Source organism: Amycolatopsis sp. NPDC005003, assembly GCF_053600695.1.
On sequence record NZ_JBSGAI010000044.1, the window covers coordinates 20,015 to 41,224 of the forward strand.

Sequence of the window (21,210 nt, forward strand, 5' to 3'; positions counted from 1 at the left end):
GTGGAAGATGTCGCCACCACGGCCACCGGTTGAAGCCTGCTCGTTGAACTGGTTCCCACCGTGACCACCCGAACCCTGCTGGTTCTGGAAGATGTCGCCACCACGGCCACCGGTTGAAGCCTGCTCGTTGAACTGGTTCCCACCGTGACCACCCGAACCCTGCTGGTTCTGGAAGATGTCACCGACGCCGCCGCCCGTGGAGGCCTGCTCGTTGAACTGGTTGCCACCGGCGCCGCCGGAGCCCTGCTCGTTCTGGAACACGTCACCGTGGTGGCCGGCCGACGCCTGCTCGTTGAACTGGTTGCCGCCGCGGCCGGCGCCTTGTTCGTTCTGGAAGATGTCGCCACCGCGACCGCCCGTGGAGGCCTGCTCGTTGAACTGGTTCCCCCCGGCACCACCCGAGCCCTGCTCGTTCTGGAAGATGTTCCCGCCACCCCCCGTCGAAGCCTGCTCGTTGAACTGGTTGCCGCCGGCGCCGCCGGTGCCCTGCTCGTTCTGGAAAACGTCGCCCGATGAAGTCGTCATCGTGTGCACTCCTGACATTCGGATCGGTGAAGCCCGTGCCCCTCCGTTGTCATCCAGTGTCGATTCACCGGACGCCCGGGTCATGAGTAGCGACCTACTCGGCTTCCCGGCGCCGCCCCCGGCCGGTTACCTACGGGCCGTCGCCCGGGCTACTCCCCGGCTCCGGCTGCCCCACCACCGAAGCGAGCTCCCGCCGGCCGGAAATACCCAGCTTCGCGTAAACACCGTGCAGCACGTTGTCCACCGTCCGGACCGACACCACGAGGCGGTCGGCGACGGCCCGGCTCGTCAGGCCCGTGGCCACCAGGCGGGCGATCTCCAGCTCGCGGACCGTCAGGTCGAGCGGGGTGTCCAGCAGCGCCAGCGCCGGCGTCGCGGCGTCCGCACAGGACGCGAGCCACGCCTGGGCCCGCTGGGCCGAACCGACCGCGCTGCCCAGCTTGCCCGCCGTCCGGTGGGCCCGGGCCGCTTCCGCCGCCACCTCCGCCGCCAGCAGCCGGGCGCCGAGGCCGGCGAACGCCGAGGCGACGTCGTCCAGCCCGGCCGCGTCCGAAGTGGACAGCGCTCGCGCGTGGGCGGCGTACCGCGACACCAGCGGCCCGTCCAGGTCCGACGAGAACTCGGGCACGCCGAAGCGGACCCGGTCGTGCCGGATCTCCGCCGCGACCGCCGCCCGGCCCGCCGACTCCGCGGCGGCCGCCGCCTCGGCCGCCAGTGAAGCGGCCCGGGTCAGCTCGCCCCGGGCCGCCGCCGCCCAGGCGCCGGCCCAGGTGCCGAGGGGGCCGGGCACGTCCACGTCCTCGGCTCGCCCCGCCATCGCCGAAGCCCGGGCCCACGCCGCCGTCACCGCGGGGCGGAATTCGTACGGCTGGTCGTGTCCGTCCACGGCCAGGGCTTCCCCCAGCCGGCGGATCGCCGCCCGCACGTTGCCGTACGCGAGCGCGACCGTGCCGAGGGACGCCGCCGCGCTCGCCAGTGCCGGGCCCCAGCGGTCGCGGACCGCGTCCCGGTAGTCCTCGCCCGCCAGGTCTTCGGCTTCCTCCAGGCGGCCCGCCCGGCAGAGCGCGACGATCCGGGCGTGCTCCAGCCGGACCCGGCACCCCGGCACAGAAGCACCGGACGCCGCGATCGCCAGTCCCTCTTCGACCACGCCGAGGCACGCCTCGGTGCGCCCGGACTCGGCCAGCGCCCCGGCCGCGACCACGAGGGCCCCGAGGCGGAGCTCGTCACCGCGGTGGTTGCGGTCCAGCACCGGGCCGAGCAGGTCCAGGGCCGCGCGCGCCGCGCCCGCCGCCGCGCGCAGGGCCGCCCGGGCGACCACGAGGTCGTCGGCCGTGCCGGACACCGCCGTCTCGGCCGTGTCCAGCACCGCTTCGGCGTCGGCGAAGCGGTTCAGGCCGAACGCCAGGTTCCGGGCCCGCGTCCCGGCGACGCGCGCGTGCTGGACGTCGGACACCGTTTCGCCGGCCAGCTCCCCCAGCAGCGCGTCGGCGTCGGCGTGCCGTCCCCCCGCGATCCGGACCTGGGCCAGCAGGAACTTCGCGGCGAACCCGCCGCCCAGCCGGACGGCTTCCGCGGCCAGCCGCTCGGCCTGCGGAAAGTCCTTGCGCAGCAACGTCTCCGCCGCCGCCCGGACGAGCTGCGGGTCGGTCGGCAGGCCGGCGGCCAGCCGCCAGCGCACCAGCCGCGGCTTGTCCTCGGCGCGCCGGGCGCCGGTCAGGTCCAGGGTGTGGGCGAGGATGCGGTAGGTGTCGCGCTGCCGCAGCGGCGACGTCCGCCGCCGGATCACCTCGGCGTAGAGAGGGTGCGCGAGGCGGACGTTCAGCCGCCGCCCGGTGCGCTCCGACACGACGAGCCCGGCCTGCTCGGCCGACGCCAGCACGCGCGCGGCGCCGAGCCGCAGCAGGGGTTCGCAGCCCAGCTCCTCCCCGAAGGCCAGCAGCTCCAGCAGGCGCCGTTCGTCGGCGTCGACGCGGTCGGTGCGGGTTTCGATCAGCTCGACCAGCCGCGGGGTCGCGCTCAGCGCGCCGCTCCACCGCCACACGCCGTCGGTGGCCGTCAGCGCGCCGCTGTCGAGACCGCCCTGGACGAGCTCGCGCAGGAACAGCGGGTTGCCGAGGGTCAGGTGCCACAGCCGGTGCTCCGCGCCGTCCTCGAGCCGGCCGCCCAGGGCCGCGGTGATCAGCTCGGTGGTCTGCGGCCGGGTCAGCTCGCCGACGTCGAGCCGCTCGGCGACGCGGTCCTTCCACATCGCGAACACCGGGTCGGGCACGCTGACCCCGTGCGGCGCGATCACCACGACGAACGCCGACGCGGTCGCGGCCAGCTGGTGCACGAGGGTCGCGGAAAGGCCGTCGAGCAGGTGCGCGTCGTCGACGCAGAGCACCAGCCGGCGCCCCTCCGCGCCGCGGGTGAGGTGACCGGCGACCTGGTTGAGCCGGTGGGCGCGATCCGCCGTGCCGTCCGCGGTGCCGGGCAGGAGGTGGGCGAAGGCGCCGAACGGGATCGTCGAAGCGGACGACATCGCGCGCACCCAGTGCGTGCGCGCCCCGCTTTCGGCCAGCTCGGCCAGCAGTACCTTGGCCAGCCGGGTCTTGCCGACGCCGGCGCGGCCGGTCAGCAGCAGGCCGCACACCTCGGCGTCGGCCAGCGCCCGGCGCGCGAACGCCAGTTCGCGTTCGCGGCCGACCAGTGGCCAGTCGTTCGCCACCCCCACTGCCTCCCCACCCGCCTGTCGTCCACGCACAGCTGTGTTGGGATAATGACAATGCCGGAGCCCGCGAAGTACCGAATCCGCACAAGGATTTGGCATAAATCGCCAAGCGGCACGACAAAACCGACATAGCAGACACTTGATCTGCGATTTCGTGAGCATTTCCCGGCTGTTCGGCGGACGCCGTGATCAACCGTTTTCGCGGAATTCAGGACAACGCCTCGCCGGAGCGGCCAGGATGGGCGCACCCGTTCCCCGACGTGAGGACCCGAGGATGCGCCGACTGCCCGCACTCGCCACCGCCGTACTCACCGCCTCCGCACTGACGGCCGGAACGGCCCACGCCGCGAGCGCGCCGTTCCCCGCGTCGGTGTTCCGCGCGACCCACAACAGCTATTCGGGGAACGTCGACGGCGCCAAGAACTCCCTCGCCTACCAGCTCGACCACGGCGTGCGATTCCTGGAACTCGACGTGCACGACAACGGCTACGCGACGACGCACGACTACGCCGTCGGGCACGACTCGCCCGGCAACCTCGTCGACCACGGCGGCGGCAACCCGGCGTCGAACGACCTCCGCGACTGGCTGGCCGTGGTGAACTCCTGGTCCGCGCAGCACCCGGCCGCCGCGCCGATCGTCGTCATGCTGGACCTCAAGGACGACCTGACCGACAACCCCTCGTTCGCCGCGGGCAACCTGACCGCGCTGAACCAGGAGCTCGAGTCGGTGTTCGGCAGCCGGCTGCTGCGCGCGCAGGACTACCCGGCGGCCCAGCCGGACGTCGATGCGCTGCGCGGGCGCGTGCTGCCGCTGCTGTCCGGTGACGGCGGGTCGCGCACCGAGTACAAGCGGGACGTCGGCTACCACCCGGCCGTCGCGCTGAACGGCCGCGGCCAGGTCGTCGAGGTGCACGACTCCGGGGCCGGCGGGCTCTGGTACTGGACCGGCACCTACGGCGCCGACGGGCGGGTCACCTGGCTGCGGCACGGGAAGTACGACAACGGCCAGACGCCGGCCGTCGCCCTCAACAACAACGGCGACCTCGTCGAGGTGCACCAGTCGGAAGGTGCCGCCACGCTCTGGTACCACGTCGGCACGCTCGGCGCCGACGGCGAGATCACCTGGCAGGCAAGCCACCAGTACGACAACGGCGTCCTGCCGACCGTCGACTTCACCGACGCGACGCACCTGCGGGAGATCCACAAGAGCCAGAACAACAGCCAGAACTGGGCCTGGGACGGCGCGCTCGCGGGCACCACGGTGACGTGGACCGGCAACGCGAAGACGTCCGACGCGCGGTTCGCCAAGGATGTGGCCAGCACTGCCGGCCGTGCCGTGTTCGTGTGGACCGGTGCGGACGGCCCGACCTCGGCACAGACCCTGCGTATCGACACCGACCGGATCGCCGGTGACCGGATCCGCTACCGGCAGGTCGCCTTCGACGAGTTCCAGAAGGGCGACAGCGCCGAACTCCAGGAGGGCGCGCTCTTCTACGCCGCGCCCGCGACGGAATCGTCGTTCATCACCTCGGCCCGGCAGGCGGGCCGGCTGGTCCGCGGCTGGGACTTCGACTCCGCGAGCCAGGCCACCACTCCCCTGGCGAACTACCCGGCGACCAACCACCCGTACGACAGCTGGTACCAGACGCTGCTGACGAACAACGGCGCCACCGAGTAGCCGCCCACCTGCGAAGATCCAAAACTGTCGGTGCCCTCCGGTAGCGTGGAAAACGGGGGGCGCCCCCCGCGGCCGCCGAACGCCGACGAGCACCGGCGACCAGCACTGACGATCACTGGCGGCCACCGTCAGCGCTTCGCCAGGGACCGGTAAGCGGCCCTGGCGAAGCTCGGCGGCATGAAGAACCGCACCGTCCTGATCTCCGGCGCGAGCATCGCCGGCCCCGCCCTCGCCTCTTGGCTGACCCGCTACGGATACACCGTCACCGTCGTCGAACGCGCCCCGGCGCTGCGGCCCGGCGGCCAGGCCGTCGACTTCAAGGGCCCCACCCACCGGGCCGTCCTCGAACGCATGGGCATCCTCGACGAGGTCCTGCGCCGCCGGACCGGCGGGCAGGACCAGACGATCGTCGACGCCGCCGGGCGTCCGCAGGCGGTGATCCCCGGGGAGTTCACCGGCGGCGACATCGAAATCCGCCGCGGCGAGCTGTCGGAAATCCTGTCCGCCCACACGGACTGCGAACACCTCTTCGGCGACACCATCACGTCGCTGACCGAGACCGCGGACGGCGTCGACGTCACCTTCGCCCACGCGAGCCCGCGCCGGTTCGACCTCGTCGTCGGCGCCGACGGCATCCACTCGAACGTCCGGCGGCTGGTGTTCGGCCCGGAACGCGACTACGTGCAGTACCTCGGCCACCACTACGCGCTGGCCGAACTGGGTGAAGAGCTCGGCGGCGGCGAAGCGCAGATGTACAACGAGCCCGGCCGGATGGCCGCCGTCGGCGGGCCCAAGGCGTCGGCGTTCTTCGTGTTCGCCTCGCCCGAGCTCGGCTACGACCGCACCGACACCGCCGAGCAGCGGCAGCTGCTGATGGACGCCTACCAGGGCGCCGGCTGGCGGGTGCCGGAGCTGATGGCCCGGATCCCGCAGGCCCGCGACTTCTACCTCGACTCGCTCAGCCGCGTCACGATCGACCACTACTCGCGCGGCCGGGTCGTGCTGCTCGGCGACGCCGCCTACGGCAACACCCTCGGCGGTTTCGGCACCGGCCTGGCGGTCGTCGGCGCGTACGTGCTCGCGGGGGAACTCCGCGCGGCCGGCGGCGACCACCGGACCGCGTTCGCCCGCTACGAGGAGCTGATGCGCGGCTACGCCAAGGTCTCGCAGCGCGGCAGCGCGGGCCCGTTCCTCGCGCCGCCGTCGCGGGTGCGGATCAAGCTGCGGGACTGGACGTTCAAGTCCCGCTTCCTGCTCGGCCTGCTGCTCAAGGCGACCGACCGGTTCGCCACCGACATCGAGCTGCCGGACTACGCCTCGGGGTCGTAGGCCAGGTTGGGCCGCAGCCACTGCTCGACTTCGGCGACCTCGACGCCCTTGCGGCGGGCATAGTCCTCGATCTGGTCGAGGCCGAGCCGGCCGACGGTGAAGTAGCGGGAGTCCGGGTGGGCGAAGATCAGCCCGGACACGCTCGCCGCCGGGGTCATCGCGAACGACTCGGTCAGGCCCATGCCGAGCCGGTCCGCTTCCAGCAGCTCGAACAGCTCGCGCTTCTGGCTGTGGTCCGGGCTGGCCGGGTAGCCCAGTGCCGGGCGGATGCCGCGGAAGCGCTCCGCGTGCAGATCGGCCAGCACCGGCTCGGCGTCCGGCTCGAACCAGTCGCGCCGGGCCCGCAGGTGGATGTGCTCGGCGAACGCCTCGGCAAGCCGGTCGGCCAGTGCCTTCACCATGATCGCGCGGTAGTCGTCCTGCTCGGCTTCGTAGCGGGCGGCGAGATCTTCGGCACCGTGGATCGCGACCGCGAAGCCGCCCAGGTGGTCGCCGTCCGGGGCGATGTAGTCGGCGAGGCAGCGGTTGGCGCGGTCCTCCGGCTTGGCGGTCTGCTGGCGCAGCATCGGGAACCCGACGTGCGCGAACTCGCCGTCGAGCCGGATGTCGTCGCCCTCGCTGTGCGCCGGCCAGAACGCGTACGCGCCCTTCGCGGTGAAGCCGCCTTCGGCGATGATCTGGTCGAGCAGCTTGTTGGCGTCGTCGAACAGCTCGCGGGCGACCGGCTGCTCCAGGATCGCCGGGTACTTGCCCTTGAGCTGCCAGGCGAGGAACAGGAACTGCCAGTCGATCATCTCGCGTAGCTCGGTGATCGACGGCTCGACGACGCGGGTGCCGGTGAACAGCGGTGTCGGCAGGTCGGCGAACACGACCTGCTCGCGGTTCAGCCGCGCCTGCTCGAGCGTGAGCATCGGGCGGCGCTGCTTGTTCGCGTGCTGCTCGCGCAGCACCTCCTGGTCGGCCCGGTTCTTCTCGGCGAGCGCGATCGAGCGGTCCGGGTCGAGCAGGTCGGACACCACGCCCACCACGCGGGAGGCGTCCAGCACGTGGACCGTCGCGTTGTCGTAGGCGGGCGCGATCTTGACCGCGGTGTGCTGCTTGGACGTCGTCGCGCCGCCGATCAGCAGCGGCAGCTTGAGGCCGCGCCGCTGCATCTCGGTGGCGACGGCGACCATCTCGTCCAGCGACGGGGTGATCAGCCCGGACAGCCCGACGGCGTCGGCGCCTTCGGTGACCGCGGTGTCGAGGATCTTCCCGGCGGGCACCATCACGCCGAGGTCGATGACCTCGTAGTTGTTGCAGCCGAGCACGACCCCGACGATGTTCTTGCCGATGTCGTGGACGTCGCCCTTGACCGTGGCGAGCACGATCTTGCCCTGGCCGCCGGCCGAGGCCAGCCGGCCCTCCTGGCGCGCCTTCTCCTTCTCCGCCTCCATGAACGGCTCGAGGTAGGCGACGGACCGCTTCATCACGCGCGCGCTCTTGACCACCTGCGGCAGGAACATCTTGCCGGAGCCGAACAGGTCGCCGACGACCTTCATGCCGTCCATCAGCGGGCCCTCGATGACGTCGAGGGGCCGCGCCATCTGCTGCCGCGCCTCTTCGGTGTCTTCCTCGATGTAGTCGACGATGCCGTGCACCAGGGCGTGGGACAGGCGTTCGCCGACCGTGCCTTCGCGCCACGAGAGGTCCACGACGCGCTTGGTGCCGCTGCCCTTGACGTTCTCGGCGAAGCTCACCAGCCGGTCGGTGGCGTCTTCGCGGCGGTCGAAGAGGACGTCCTCGACCAGCTCGAGGAGGTCCTTGGGGATGTTCTCGTACACGGCGAGCTGGCCGGCGTTGACGATGCCCATGTCCAGGCCGACCTGCATGGCGTGGAACAGGAACGCCGAGTGCATCGCCTCGCGGACCACGTCGTTGCCGCGGAAGGAGAACGAGAGGTTCGAGATGCCGCCGCTGATGTGGACGCCGGGGCAGCGCTCCTTGATCCGGGGCAGCGCGTCGATGAACGCCTTCGCGTAGCCGTTGTGCTCGGCGATGCCGGTGGCGACGGCGAGGACGTTCGGGTCGAAGATGATGTCCTCGCCCGCGAAGCCGGCCTTCTGCGTGAGCAGGTCGTACGCGCGGGCGCAGATCTCGACCTTGCGGTCGGCGGTGTCGGCCTGGCCCTGCTCGTCGAACGCCATCACGACGACGCCGGCGCCGTAGTTCCGGATCGTGCGGGCCTGGGCGAGGAACGGCTCCTCGCCTTCCTTGAGGCTGATCGAGTTGACCACGCCCTTGCCCTGCAGGCAGCGCAGGCCGGCCTCGAGCACGCTCCACTTGGAGCTGTCGACCATCACCGGGATCCGGGCGACCTCGGGCTCGGTGGCGATCAGGTTGAGGAACGTCGTCATCGCCTGCTCGGAGTCGAGCAGGTCGGCGTCCATGTTGACGTCGAGCAGGTTGGCCCCGCCGCGGACCTGCTCCAGCGCGACGTCGACGGCACCCTGGTGGTCGCCGGACTCGATGAGCCGCCGGAACCGCTTGGAGCCGGTGACGTTGGTGCGCTCGCCGATCATCACGAACCCGGTGTCGGCGCCGATGCCGAACGGCTCGAGCCCGCTGAAGCGGGTGTGCGTGCGCGGCGCGGGCACCTCGCGCGGGCTGAGGCCCTTCGCGGCGGCGGCGATCTTCGCGATGTGCCCGGGGGTCGTGCCGCAGCAGCCGCCGACCAGGTTGACCAGGCCGTCGCGGGCGAACCCGCCGATCAGCCCGGCGGTCTCCTCCGGGGTCTGGTCGTAGCCGCCGAACGCGTTGGGCAGGCCGGCGTTCGGGTGGCAGGCGACGTAGGTGTCGGCGATCCGCGAGAGCTCCTCGACGTGCGGGCGCATCTCCTCCGCACCGAGCGAGCAGTTCACCCCGACGACCAGCGGTTTCGCGTGCTCGATCGAGCTCCAGAACGCCTCGACGGTCTGGCCCGAGAGCGTCCGGCCGCTCAGGTCGACGATCGTCACGGAGATCCACAGCGGCAGGTGCGGCGCCACCTCGCGCGCGGCGGCGATGGCGGCCTTGCAGTTCAGCGTGTCGAAGATCGTCTCGATCAGCAGCAGGTCGGCGCCGCCCTCGGCGAGCCCGGCGATCTGCTCGGCGTAGGCCGCCTTGACCTGCTCGAACGTGACCGCGCGGAACGCCGGGTCGTCGACCTTCGGCGACAGGCTGAGCGTGACGTTCAGCGGGCCGATCGAGCCGGCGACGAACTTGCCGCCGGCTTCGTCGGCGGCCTGGCGGGCCAGCTGCGCGCCGCGGACGTTCATCTCGTGGACGTACGCCTGCAGCCCGTAGTCGGCCTGGCCGATGCTGGTGGCGGTGAAGGTGTTGGTCGTGGTGATGTCCGCGCCCGCGGCCAGGTACTGGCGGTGGACGTCGAGGATGACGTCCGGGCGGGTGAGGTTCAGCAGGTCGGGGTCGCCGGTGACGTCGTGGGTGTGCTCGCCGAAGCGGTCGCCGCGGTAGTCGGCCGGGGTCAGCCCGGCGCCCTGCAGCATCGTGCCCCAGGCGCCGTCGAGCACGGCCACCCGCCGGCCGAGCAGCTCGCGCAACCTTGCTTCGGACTCGTGCGGGGTGTTCACCGGCAGCCTCCCTCGTTCGGGAGGCGCCCTTGGTTGGTCATTCCCGGCCGAGCGTGGCGGACCCGGTGGTCCGTTGCAGCGCCTCTCGACCTGTGGTCCACGGTATCGGAACCGGGCCGGTGGACGCCATCCCGCCCCGCCGTCGCGTCCACTGAGTGGGACAGCGTGCGTCCACAATGGACCATCCAGGTCACCCTGCACCTCCGTCGGCCGGCCGGCCCGTCCACCACCGGTCCCGAGCTTGGCAGCCCGGCATCGAGCACTCCTCAAGGCTACCCAGGGTAGCCGACCGATCCCGAAGCGTGGCGCCGCGTCGGCTTGAAAACTGAAACACGTTCTAATACGCTCCGCGGGTGGACTACGGAATCGTGCTGTTCACCAGCGACCGGGGGATCACCCCGGCGGCCGCGGCGCGCGCCGCGGAAGCCGCGGGGTTCTCGACCTTCTACGTCCCCGAACACACCCACATCCCGGTGAAGCGCGAGTCACCGCACCCGCGCACCGGGGACGCGTCGCTGCCCGACGACCGCTACAGCCGGACACTCGATCCGTGGGTCGCCTTGGCGACGGCGGCCGCGGTCACCGAGCGGATCCGGCTGTCCACCGCCGTCGCGCTGCCGGTCGAGAGCGACCCGATCACGCTGGCCAAGACGATCGCCAGCCTCGACCACCTCTCCGGTGGCCGCGTCACCCTCGGCGCCGGCTTCGGCTGGAACGTCGACGAGCTGACCGACCACGGGGTGCCCGGGAACCGCCGCCGCACCGCGCTGCGCGAGTACCTCGAGGCGATGAGTGCACTGTGGACGCAGGAGGAAGCCGCCTACGACGGGGAGTTCGTCTCCTTCGGGCCGAGCTGGGCGTGGCCGAAGCCGGTCCAGCCGCACATCCCGGTGGTGCTCGGCGCGGGCCCGACCGAGAAGACGTTCCGCTGGATCGCCCGGCACGCGGACGGCTGGCTGACGACCCCGGCCGACACCGACCTGGACGGGCACGTGGCCCTGCTCAAGGGAATCTGGGCCGACGAAGGCCGCGAAGACGCCCCGCTGATCTACGCGCTCGGCGAACGGCCGGACCCGGAACGCCTGGCGCACCTGGCTTCCCTGGGCGTGACCGAAACGATCTTCGGCCTGCCCGACCGCGAGCCGGACGAGGTCGAGGCCTGGATCGGGCGGCTGGCCGGGAAGCTCGGGCTGCGGGTCGTGAGTGGCAAGCCGGGTTGACACCCGGCTCACCACTCACGACGAGCCGCGGCAGACCGCCGTTCCGGTGCCGCGATGACCCCCCGGGGTCAGCTCTTGGCGGCCACGCCCTGGCGCGCCCGCAGGTCGAGCTCGATCTGCTCCAGCGTGCGGCCCTTGGTCTCCGGGACCAGCCACTTGGTCAGCACGAACAGCACCACGTTCACCCCGGCGAAGAGGAACATCGAGCCGCCGATGCCGAGGGACTTCGGGTCGGAGATGATCGGGAACACCGCGCTCACGATCCCCGTCGCCGCCCACAGGACCACGCTGCTGACACCCATGCCGGTGGCCCGGTACTTGAGCGGGAACACCTCCGACATCATCACCCAGACGACCGCGCCCCAGCCGAGCTCGTAGCCGACCAGGTAGAGCACCATCATCACCAGCATCAGCAGGCCGCGCGTGCCGGTGTCGTGGACGTTCAGCACCACCAGGCCGGCCCCCACCAGGGTCAGCACCATGATGACGTTGCCGATGAGCAGCAGCGGCTTGCGGCCCCAGCGGTCCACCACGAACACGACCCACGCGGTGAACAGGAACTTCGTGACGCCCAGCAGGACGCCGGACAGCAGCGCGGCCTGCGTGGCGAAGCCGAGGCCGATGAGCATCGTCGGGAAGTAGGCGTTGATCGCGTTGACGCCGCTGAACTGCTGGCCGATCGCGAGCAGCAGGGCCACGACGAGCATCGGCCGCACGAACCCGGAGAACAGGTCGCGGATCCGCGGCTTCTCCTCGGTGTCGAGCCGGATGACCTCATGGATGGTCGCGATCTCCTCGTCGAGGTCCACGGTGCTGCCGTGCGCGCTGGCCAGCACCCGCCTGGCCTCTTCCTCCTGGCCGTTCTTGACCAGCCACCGCGGCGTCTCCGGCAGGAACACCAGGCCGACGAGCAGGACCACCGCGGGCACGATGGCGCCGGCGAACATCCAGCGCCACGCCGAACTCGGCCCGAGCCAGTAGCTGACCAGGAACGCGATCAGGATGCCCAGCACGATGAAGATCTGGTTGAGCGCGCCCATCGCGCCCCGCCACTTCGCCGGGGCCAGTTCGGACAGGTACGTCGGCACGGTCGACGACGAAAGGCCGATGCCGAGCCCGATGACCAGGCGCGAGAGCACCAGCAGCAGGAACGTCGGCGAGAAGCTCGCCGCCAGCGTGCCCACGATGACGATGGCCGCGGCGACCATGATCGTGCGGCGCCGGCCGAGGGCTTCGTTGGTGCGGCTGGAGAACAGCGCGCCGACGATCGCGCCGACCGACAGGCTGGCGGTGATCACGCCCTTGTCCCAGCTGGTCAGCGCCCACAGTTTCCCGATGAACGGGAGCACCCCCGAGATGACACCCAGGTCGTAACCGAACAGGATGCCGCCGAGCGCGCCGAAGAAGTACAGAGTGGTCCGGCTGATGTGCCGCGCCGGGGCGGTTTGCGTCATTGCCTGGTCGCCTCTTCCGTAGGTCCGGTCCAGCAGCGGCCACCACACTCACACGCCGGAAAATGGCAGGCAAGAAGGTTTCCGATAACAATTCAGAAACCTGATCGACGTTCACGTATGTGATTCCGGCATATCCGGCGCCATCGTTTCGAGAATCCACTGTGGACGGTACCGATCACCGAAATCGTCGAACGCTTTACAACGCTCCGAACGCTGGTTTACCGTCCCTCTGGAAGCGCTCCCAGAGTGTGGAGGCCAAGGTGCACACCGTCGTGCCAGCAACGCATTCCCCGTCCAGGTTCCGCTCGGTGAGACGGCTCTTCGCCGGTGCCCTCGCCGTTCTCGTGCCGGTCGCCGTCGCGGTCACCGTCGGCGCGCCGGCGTCCCCCGCCGCCCCGGCGGCCGCCGCCACCTGGCGCAACGCGGAGATCGCCGGCGGCGGGTTCGTCCCCGGGATCGTCTTCAACCAGACCGAGCCCGGGCTGGTCTACGCCCGCACCGACATCGGCGGGGCGTACCGGTGGAACACCGCGACCGGCCGCTGGACACCGTTGCTGGACTCGGTCGGCTGGACCGGCTGGGGGCACAACGGCGTCGTCAGCCTGGCCACCGACTCCGTCGACCCGAACCGCGTCTACGTCGCGGCCGGGATGTACACCAACAGCTGGGACCCGAACAACGGCGCGATCCTCCGGTCGGCCGACCGCGGCGCCAGCTGGCAGGCGGCCGCGCTGCCGTTCAAGCTCGGCGGCAACATGCCCGGCCGCGGGATGGGCGAACGGCTCGCCATCGACCCGAACCGCAACAGCGTCCTCTACCTCGGCGCGCCGAGCGGCAACGGGCTTTGGCGCAGCACGGACTCCGGCGTCACCTGGGCGAAGGTGACCAGCTTCCCCAACCCCGGCAACTACGCCCCCGACCCGAACGACACGACGGGGTACTCCAGCGACATCGAAGGCGTCACCTGGGTGACGTTCGACCCGACGACCGGCACCCGCGGCAGCACCACGCAGACGATCTACGTCGGCGTCGCGGACAAGCAGAACACCGTCTACCGCAGCACCGACGGCGGCACGACGTGGGCGCGGCTGGCCGGCCAGCCGACCGGGTTCCTGGCGCACAAGGGCGTTCTCGACGCGGCGGGCGGCTACCTCTACCTGGCGACCAGCGACACCGGTGGCCCGTACGACGGCGCCAAGGGCGACGTCTGGAAGTACGCCACGAAGACCGGGACCTGGACGCGGATCAGCCCGATCCCCTCCGACAGCGGCGACGACTACTTCGGCTACAGCGGGCTGACGATCGACCGGCAGCACCCGAACACGCTGATGGTCGCCACGCAGGTGTCGTGGTGGCCGGACGTGATCTTCTTCCGCAGCACCGACGGCGGCGCCACCTGGACCCGGATCTGGGACTTCTCGAGCTACCCGGACCGGTCGCTGCGCTACACCCAGGACATCTCCTCGGTGCCGTGGCTGACCTTCGGCACCCAGCCCGCTCCCCCGGTGCCCTCGCCGAAGCTCGGCTGGATGACCGAATCGGTGGAGATCGACCCGTTCGACCCGAACCACCTGCTCTACGGCACCGGAGCGACGATCTACGGCACCAACGACCTCACGAAGTGGGACAGCGGCGGGAAGATCACCATCAAGCCGGTCGTCGGCGGCCTCGAGGAGACCGCGGTGCTCGACCTGATCAGCCCGCCGTCGGGGGCACCCCTGCTGTCCGGGCTCGGCGACATCGGCGGGTTCCGGCACGACAGCCTCGACGCGGTCCCGGCCACCATGTACACGCAGCCGGTGTTCACCACGACCACCAGCCTCGACTACGCCGAGCTGAACCCGGCGACGATCGTGCGCACCGGCACGCTCGACCGGTCCGCGCGGCCGAACGACAACCGGATCGCCTTCTCCACCGACGGCGGCAAGAACTGGTTCCAGGGCGCCGAGCCGGGCGGCAACGCCGCCGGCGGCACGGTGGCCGCGGCCGCCGACGGCAGCCGGTTCGTCTGGAGCCCGGACGGCATGAACGTCAGCTACTCCGTCGGCTTCGGCAACTCGTGGACGACGTCCACCGGGATCCCGGCCGGGGCGGTGGTCGAGTCCGACCGGGTCGACCCGAAGCGGTTCTACGGGTTCGCGGCGGGCAGGTTCTACGTCAGCACCGACGGCGGCGCGACGTTCACCGCGACCGCGGCCACCGGGCTGCCCGCGGGCTCGGCGCACTTCAAGGCGGTGCCGGGCGGCAAGGGTGACATCTGGCTGGCCGGCGGCTCCGGCACGGCGTACGGCCTGTGGCACTCGACCGACTCCGGAGCGTCCTTCACGAAGCTGGCCGACGTCACCGAAGCCGACAACATCGGGTTCGGCAAGGCCGCGCCCGGCCGGATGTACGCGACGTTGTACGCGATCGCGAAGATCGGCGGGGTGCGCGGGATCTTCCGCTCGGACGACGCGGGCGTCTCGTGGACGCGGATCAACGACGACCAGCACCAGTACGGCAACATCGGGGCGGCGCTGACCGGCGATCCGCGGGTCTACGGCCGGGTCTACGTGGGCACGAACGGCCGCGGGGTGATCGTCGGCGAGTCCGGGGGCACCCAGCCGCCCCCGACGAGCACCACGCCCACCACCACCACGCCCACCACCCCGACGACCACCACCACGCCCACGACGACCACCACCCCGGTGCCGTCGGGGTCCTGCACGGCGGCCTATACGGTCACCAACCAGTGGCAGGGCGGCTTCCAGGCCTCGGTGAAGCTGGGCAACACCGGCACGGCGGCGGTGACCGGGTGGACGGTGACGTGGACGTTCGCCGACGGTCAGCGGGTGACGCAGGCGTGGAACGCCCAGGTCACCCAGACCGGCGCGGCGGTGACGGCACTGGACGCGGGCTGGAACAGGACCATCCCGGCCGGCGGGAGCGCCGAGTTCGGCTTCACCGGGAGTTCGGGGATGGTGAACTCCCGGCCGGGCTCGGTCTCGCTCAACGGGAAGGCCTGTACGACCTCGTGAGCCGGTCCGCGGCGCGAAGGGGGTTTCAACCCACCCCCAGGCGGTTGAAACCCCCTCCCCGCGCCCCCGGTCCGGAGCCCCCGCCCGAGCAGGTGCCGCCTGCTCGGGCGACGTCCCCGGTGAGGTCCACTCTTCCCGGTGCCGACGGCAGCCGCCATTCCTGCCCCACGGACATTTTTTCGGCCGCACACACCCGCTCCGAGCAGCGGAAACGCCATCCGCGAGTACCGGAAATACCCAGCCGGGCGGGCAAAACTTACCCGGCGGACAGCAGCGGGGCCGCGGGTGCTCAGGCGCTCTCCAGCACGACCTTCCCGATGTGCTTCCGGGACTCCAGGTGCTCGAGGGCCCCGGCCACTTCGGCGAAGCCGAACCGGCGGTCGATCACCGGCTTCAGCCCGGTCCGCTCGATCGCGGTGTTCATCGCCTGGAACGTCTCGCGGGAGGCATTGGTCAGGCCGCGCAGGGTCAGCTGCTTGACCAGCACCAGGATCGGGTCGGCGCCGCCTTCGTGGGTCAGGACGCCGGCGACGCTGACGTGCCCACCGTACCGCGCGGCGAGCATCGACTGGCCGATCGTGCCGCCGCCGCCCACGTCGACGACGTGGTCGACGCCGCCGCCGGTCAGCTCCGCCACGGCGGCACCCCACTCCGGGGTGGCGGCGTGGTTGAGCGTCTCGGCGGCGCCGAGCGCGCGGAGCCGCTCGAGCTTCCCGTCCGAACTCGACGTCGAGACGACGTGGGCACCGCCGAGCGCGGCGAACTGCAGCGCGAACGTGGACAGGCCGCCGCTGCCGAGGGTGAGCACGGTCTGCCCCGGCGTCAGCCGGCCTTCCTCGACGACGGCACGCCACGCCGTCACGCCGGCGCTGGGCAGCGTGGCGGCTTCGGCGTAGTCGAGGTGCGCGGGCACCGCGACCAGGGCATCCTCGGCGAAGACGGCGTACTCCGCGAGCACGCCGTCGAGCGTGCCGCCCAGGTCGTCCGCGGTCTTCTCCGGCGTGCCCGGACCCGACAGCCAGCCCGGGAAGTAGGTCGCCGCCACCCGGTCCCCCGCGGTCCACTGGCGCACCCCGTCGCCGACCGCGACGACCTCGCCGGCACCGTCGGACAACGGGATCACGTCCGGCTTCACCGGCTTCGGGTAGAACCCCTTCAGGATCATCAGGTCGCGGGCGTTCACCGCCCACCCGCGCAGGCGGACCAGGACCTGCCCGGGCCCGGGTTCGGGCACGTCACGCTCGCCGAGCAGGAGCTCGGCACCGGGGCGGGGCAGCGAAAAGTACTTCACAGCGGCTCCAAGGGTCGGGGGAGGCTCCTCAACGCGGCCAGTGTGTCGAAGCCTCGAGCTCGCCGTCGACCGCCGCCAAGAGGTCCGGGGTCAGCTCGGCGAGTGAAGTCGCGAAGTGCCGGACACCGCCGGCGGCCATGAAGTCCCGCTGCCGCGCGTGGGCGGGGCTCGACGGGAACCCCACGAACCCGGCGCCGTGCGCGCGGGCGTCGTCGGCGACCCGGCTGACGTCGTCGACGAACACGATCTCGTCGAAGCCCACGCCGAACACGGTCCGGGCGATGTGCTCGACGCCCGGGCGGTGCTCGTTGATGCTCACGTACGGCGCCGAAGGATCGAAGAGGTCCACGAACTCGCCGAGGTGGTGGTCGAAGGTGTGCTCACGAGTGCGGCCGCCGTAGCAGACCAGCCGCACCGGGAGCTTCGACAGCGCCTCCAGGCAGTCCCGCGCGCCTTCGGCCACCCGGATCGGGTGCTCGGCCAGGTAGTCCTGCCGCGCGGCCCACAGCTGCTTCAACGTCTCCTCGGCCGGCTGGTCCAGACCGCAGAGCCGGGTGACCTTCTCCGCGACGACGATGTCGCGCAGCCCGATGACGTCCCGCTCGGCCGCGGCGTCGTACACCCCGCCGTGCTCGGTGACGAACCGGGCGATCATGGCCAGGTAGGTGTCGTCGATGAGCACGCCGTCGCAGTCGAGCGCGACCACGCGCAGCTTCCGGAAAGCGCTCACCGCTGCGCGAACACTTCCCGCGCGGCCGCGATGGCGTTGAGCGCGGCCGGGAAACCGCAGTAGAACGCCAGGTGCAGCACGGTCTCCACGACCTCCTGCTCGGTGCCGCCGACGTTGAGCAGCCCGTGGATGTGCACCTTCAGCTGCGGCAGCGCGGTGCCCAGCGCGACGCACGCGGCGATCGTGACGATCTCGCGGTGGCGCAGGCTCAGGTGCGGCCGGGAGTAGATCTCGCCGAAGGTGAATTCGACGATGTAGGCAGCCAGGTCCGGGGCGATGTCCCGCAGTCCCGCGGCGACCTGCTCGCCCGCCTCGCCGTCGACGGCCTTCATCGCCGCCAAGCCGCGCTCGTAGCGGTCCTCGATGCCCGCCCACGGCACTGCGTCGGTCTCTTCGGACGGCGCCGGCTCGTCTTCGGGCAGGCCGTCGAAGGCCGTCTTGAGCGCCGTCAAGGCGTTGAGCGTGGCCGGGAACCCGGCGAAGGAGCTGACGTGGATCACGGCCTCGACCAGCTGGCGGCGCGTGCACCCGACGTTGAGCGCGGCCTTGGCGTGGAACTGCAGCTGCGAGCCGGCGTAGCCGAGCGCGGTGAGCGCGGCGACCGTCGCCAGTTGCCGCTCCGGCAGCGGCAGGCCGGGCCGGTGGTAGACGTCGCCGTAGATGAACCCGACGCACTGCTCGCCGAACTCGGCCTCCCCGATGCTCTCGAACAGGTCCAGCACGGCCGGCCGGTCGGTCCCGCCGAGCCGCTGGATGAGTTTCAGGCCCTGGGCGAAGGACGCGGAGCGGTCCTGCTGCTGCAGGTCGGACATCGTGGCGTGGTTTCCCTTCCGGAGTGGCGGTTCAGCCGAGGTAGGCCCGGGTGGCCTGGCCGGCCCTGCGGCGTTCGAGGGTGCCGATGCGCCCCTGCGCGATCATCGAGTACTCGATGCCCGCGGTGGCCACGGTGCGCCCTTGCTGGCGCACCGACGTCGTGGCGCGGAACTTGAGGTTGGTCTCCCGGTCGAGGTCGGACTCGACGATCAGCGACTCGACCGTGGCCGGGAGCGGGAACAGGAAGTCCTCGAAGGACAGGTCCATCCGCTGCCACACCCCGGTGTATGCCCCCTTCGCGAGACCGGGCCGGATCGCGGTCTCGAACTGCGCGATGCAGATCTGCCGCATCGCTTCGATGATCACGATGCCCTGGACGTGCTCGCCGGTGTGGTGGTCGAGGACCAGCTCGTTGTCGCGGTGGATCCGCAGCTCGGCCCGGCAGTGCGTGGGCGCCGGGCTGTGCACGCCGGCGAGCAGGACGTTCTCCGGCCGGTTCTTGTGGACGACGACGGGTGGTTCGGGCGGCCGCCGGAAACCGTCCGGGTCCGCGAGGTACACCGCCCCTTCACTTTTCCTGCAGGCGGTTTCGAGCAGGTCGCCGTCGGCCGCGTCGATGCCCTGGCCGCAGTGGACGATCCAGTGGCAGCCCGACGCCGCCAGGCCGCCGGAGGCGAGCAGGGCCAGCAGGCCCGACAGCGTGAACACCCGCTCCTCGCGGGCGAACTGCGCGAAGCGGTCGGCGACCACGACGATGTCCCGCCGGGTGCGCCCTTCGAAGGCCCGGCCCGGTCCACCCGGGGTGCCCGCCTCCGGGCACGGGAAATCGTGCGGTACCACCGCGGGCGCCTCCGTGCGGGCCGGCTCCGGCGTCACGGCCGCACCGAAGCGTGGGCGTCCAGGAGTGCCTCGGCGAGGTGCCGGGCCGTCGTGGCCGAGCGCCAGCGCGGCGCGGACAGCTCGGTCGCCATCAGCTTCAGCATGGCGCGCACCATATCCGGCTGTTTGCCGACGCCCGCGGCCAGCAGTGGTTCGACCTGCGCCGCGGCGCCTTCGAGGTCGCCGAGCCGCAGGTGCGCGCGGCCCGTGTCGATCCGGATCATCGGATCCATGGCCTCCCAGCGGTTCTCCAGCGACAGCTGCTCGAACGCCTCGCGGGCGGTGGCGAACTCGCGCAGCGCGGCGGGGGCCTGCCCGACCGCGAGCAGCGAGTTGCCCGCCACGTAGTGCCGCCGGTCCTTCGTGATGTTGAAGAAGCTGTCCTCGCCGCCCGCTCCCAGGCCCGGGTCCTCGATGGCCGTCCAGCGCGCGATCGCGTCCAGCACCTGCGGCTCGGCCTGCACCGACGACCAGCCGCGCGCCTCGGCCAGGATGAGCGGGGCGTCCGTGAGGCGGCCGCCCACGTGGTACCGGAGCCCGTCGGCGGCGAGCTTCGCGGACTCGATGCCGTTCCCGGCCCAGAACGCCACCCTGGCCTGGGAGGTGCGCACCCAGCGCCGGGCGAGGAAGTCGTCGGCGTACTGCGTGTAGAGCCAGGCGGCGGAGTTCAGCTCGCGCGAGAGCCGGTACCGGCCCAGGTCGCCCGCGATCCAGGCCATCATCGCGTTCGCCTTCGCCCCGACGAGCAGGAGGTCCTGCGTCTGCTTCGGCCGCTGACGGCCCTTCAGCAGCGACGCCGTCCGGTCCGCGATCACGGCGAGCTGGCCGAGGACCGAGTCGGGCGCGGTGCTGGTGTAGGCGCCGCCCAGGAAGTCGAGGTCCGCCCACAGGTCGTCGAGCTGGACGTCGTCCACGTTGGTCTTCGTGAGCAGGATGGCATCGTCGAGCGCATTGCCGAGGGCGCCGTCGAGGGCGCCGTCGATGGCGCCGTCGCCGATTTCCTCCGGTGCCCGCGCTTCGGCCCGGGCGGCGGCGCGGACCGGCGGCGCTTCGGGCCGAAGCGCCGCCACCGGCTCCGCGTCGGCGTGGTACTCGGCGAGGTCCTTGGCCGGCAGCCGTTCGAGATCACGCAGTCCCAGCAGGCATTTCCAGCCGGTGCCGTAGACCTGCGCCAGCACCCGCAGCGCGGCGACGGTGGGCCGGACCCCGCGGTCGGGCCACTGCTCGTACTCCCAGATCCGCGTGCCGCGCATGCCCGCGCGGGGGTCTCCGGTGACGGCGTTGTACTGGTGCGCCGCGACGTCGAGCGAAAGCTCGGACGCCAGCCGCCACGCGGTGCGCGGCGGGATCCCGCACTCGACGATCAGGTTCTTCGCCACCTGGGCCGGGATCGCCTCCTCGGGGAAGCCCAGTGCGGTCAGCCGGTCGCGCAGTTCGGCGCGGTAGGGCTTGCTCCCGGGTTTGGCCTGTCGACTCATCGTTCACCAACGATTTCCGGAGTACAAGGGCACCTCGACGACCCTACCGCAGCGTGCGCCCGGGGGCCGAACTCTTTGGCCAGGACGGAAACCGTGCGATTTCCGAGAAGTTGAGTACGCAACGAGGACCGCGTCCCGGCCTCGCACGGCGGACTGAGAGCGCTCCCATTTCCCCGGTTTCCCCGCCGGTCTCGTGATCTTGGGCGGATTTCCGGAATCCACCCCAACGGAGGCGTCCCGGCCCGCACCCCGGTGGCGCAGCGCAACGGAGAGATGTCCTGCGTCCCAACGGGTTCGGCCGTTCAGTGATGTTCAGCGGCGAGACCGGCCGCACCGGCTGCGGAAAACGGACCACAGGATCGGCGCGCGTCCGGGTCGGACTTTACAACGGCGACATGCGAGAGTTACCTTTCGGGCGGCTGGAAGCGCTCCCATGCCAGGTCGCCTCGCCAGAACGCGGCCACCACCCAGG

General features: G+C 71.5%; 13 protein-coding genes and 1 riboswitch. Of the genes, 4 read left to right on the plus strand and 9 right to left on the minus strand.

Features of this window, described 5'->3' with window-relative positions:
- A partial coding sequence (locus ACWED2_RS37865; protein ID WP_449695327.1) for a hypothetical protein occupies positions 1-609 on the minus strand: 609 nt, incomplete at its 3' end.
- 46 nt (positions 610-655) lie between these two features.
- On the minus strand, positions 656-3,235 hold the full coding sequence (locus tag ACWED2_RS37870; protein WP_449695328.1) for an AAA family ATPase: 2,580 nt from the start codon (positions 3,233-3,235) through the stop codon (positions 656-658).
- Between the two features lie 277 nt (positions 3,236-3,512).
- Between ACWED2_RS37870 and ACWED2_RS37875 the strand changes: the two genes are divergently transcribed.
- Both ACWED2_RS37875 and ACWED2_RS37880 read left to right on the plus strand, forming a co-directional pair.
- Complete coding sequence (locus tag ACWED2_RS37875) at positions 3,513-4,916, plus strand: hypothetical protein (RefSeq protein ID WP_449695329.1); 1,404 nt, start codon at positions 3,513-3,515, stop codon at positions 4,914-4,916.
- A 177-nt stretch (positions 4,917-5,093) separates the two neighbouring features.
- Entirely contained in the window at positions 5,094-6,245 is a 1,152-nt protein-coding gene (locus tag ACWED2_RS37880; protein ID WP_449695330.1) for an FAD-dependent monooxygenase, read from the plus strand.
- Here ACWED2_RS37880 and metH read toward each other — a convergent pair.
- Positions 6,227-9,856, minus strand: a complete 3,630-nt coding sequence (gene metH, locus ACWED2_RS37885) for a methionine synthase (protein WP_449695331.1) — start codon at positions 9,854-9,856, stop codon at positions 6,227-6,229. The two genes, ACWED2_RS37880 and metH, sit on opposite strands and share 19 nt — an antisense overlap.
- 14 nt (positions 9,857-9,870) lie before the next feature.
- A riboswitch (S-adenosyl-L-homocysteine riboswitch) is annotated at positions 9,871-9,949 on the minus strand.
- Positions 9,950-10,209: 260 nt separating this feature from the next.
- Here metH and ACWED2_RS37890 point away from each other — a divergent pair.
- The gene (locus ACWED2_RS37890) at positions 10,210-11,076 is read left to right on the plus strand and encodes an LLM class F420-dependent oxidoreductase (RefSeq protein ID WP_449695332.1); all 867 of its coding nucleotides are present in this window, start codon (positions 10,210-10,212) and stop codon (positions 11,074-11,076) included.
- A gap of 68 nt (positions 11,077-11,144) precedes the next feature.
- On the opposite strand, the gene ACWED2_RS37895 is transcribed toward ACWED2_RS37890, so the two are convergent.
- The gene (locus ACWED2_RS37895; protein ID WP_449695333.1) at positions 11,145-12,530 is read right to left on the minus strand and encodes a sugar porter family MFS transporter; all 1,386 of its coding nucleotides are present in this window, start codon (positions 12,528-12,530) and stop codon (positions 11,145-11,147) included.
- 308 nt (positions 12,531-12,838) lie between these two features.
- Here ACWED2_RS37895 and ACWED2_RS37900 point away from each other — a divergent pair, with 308 nt between their 5' ends.
- Complete coding sequence (locus tag ACWED2_RS37900; protein WP_449695334.1) at positions 12,839-15,547, plus strand: cellulose binding domain-containing protein; 2,709 nt, start codon at positions 12,839-12,841, stop codon at positions 15,545-15,547.
- A gap of 289 nt (positions 15,548-15,836) precedes the next feature.
- On the opposite strand, the gene ACWED2_RS37905 is transcribed toward ACWED2_RS37900, so the two are convergent.
- Genes ACWED2_RS37905 through ACWED2_RS37925 form a run of 5 tightly spaced genes read right to left on the minus strand, consistent with a single transcriptional unit; the run spans position 15,837 to position 20,738 of the window.
- Complete coding sequence (locus ACWED2_RS37905) at positions 15,837-16,838, minus strand: zinc-dependent alcohol dehydrogenase family protein (protein WP_449695335.1); 1,002 nt, start codon at positions 16,836-16,838, stop codon at positions 15,837-15,839.
- A gap of 28 nt (positions 16,839-16,866) precedes the next feature.
- Positions 16,867-17,568, minus strand: coding sequence for an HAD family hydrolase (locus tag ACWED2_RS37910; RefSeq protein WP_449695336.1), 702 nt, complete (start codon positions 17,566-17,568; stop codon positions 16,867-16,869).
- Entirely contained in the window at positions 17,565-18,380 is an 816-nt protein-coding gene (locus ACWED2_RS37915) for a carboxymuconolactone decarboxylase family protein (RefSeq protein ID WP_449695337.1), read from the minus strand. Before ACWED2_RS37915 ends, ACWED2_RS37910 begins: the two co-directional genes overlap by 4 nt.
- Positions 18,381-18,411: 31 nt before the next feature.
- A complete protein-coding gene (locus tag ACWED2_RS37920) occupies positions 18,412-19,257 on the minus strand; it encodes an AfsA-related hotdog domain-containing protein (RefSeq protein WP_449695338.1) in 846 nt (281 codons plus the stop codon).
- On the minus strand, positions 19,254-20,738 hold the full coding sequence (locus ACWED2_RS37925) for a hypothetical protein (protein ID WP_449695339.1): 1,485 nt from the start codon (positions 20,736-20,738) through the stop codon (positions 19,254-19,256). Before ACWED2_RS37925 ends, ACWED2_RS37920 begins: the two co-directional genes overlap by 4 nt.
- Between the last annotated feature and the right edge of the window lie 472 nt (positions 20,739-21,210).